The sequence below is a fragment of the Arthrobacter sp. 05T423 genome, from assembly GCF_056396245.1.
Genome location: NZ_JBFTLC010000104.1, coordinates 1 through 691, shown reverse-complemented (window position 1 = coordinate 691; position 691 = coordinate 1). Strand labels below are relative to the sequence as shown.

Here is a 691-nt window from a genome sequence, read left to right as displayed (position 1 = left end):
AGGGCGTGATCCGCGTGTTCAATATCCCCGCAATGACCTGGACCCTCACCGCCGTCCTGCTGGCCGGCGGCGGCTACCACCTCTGGCAGGCGGTACGGTCGCCCCACCCCACCGACCGGGTCAACAACAGCCTCCACACCCTCATGAACGCCCTGATGGCAGCCATGCTCTGGAACCTCGCACCATCAACCCTGCTCGCCCAGATCGCYCTCCTCGCCGGCGCGGCACTCTGGTTCATCATCCAGGCCCTCGCCCGCCCCGAATTCAAAMTCCTCTGCACCGGCACCCACGGCCGGATCAAATGCGCCTACCACGCCCTCACCATGGCAGCAGCAGCCCTCATGATCACCATGATGACCCACCCCGCCGGCCACGGAACCGACCCCGCCGGCCAGACATCCATGCCGATGCCGATGCCGGCCAGCCACCACGCGATGACAACCACACCCCACACCACCGCAACAGCGGCAACGCCAGCATTCGGCCACCCGCCCGCCCCGGGCATCCTGCTGACAGTACTCTTCGGAACAGCAGCACTGGTCTTCCTGATCCTCCTCCTCCGCGGCCGGCAAGCCACCAACGCTCCCCACCACCCAGGGCATACACGACGCTCCACCCGCACAGAACACGCACTCGAAGCCCTCGGCGCCACCACCATGGCCCTCATGTCCGCCACCACGACCGCATAACC

1 protein-coding gene is annotated in these 691 nt (G+C 66.9%); it reads left to right on the top strand.

From position 1 onward, the window contains the following. The coding region (locus AC1DFE_RS24100; protein ID WP_476908338.1) for a DUF5134 domain-containing protein at window positions 1-689 on the top strand (689 nt) is incomplete at its 5' end. Between the last annotated feature and the right edge of the window lie 2 nt (window positions 690-691).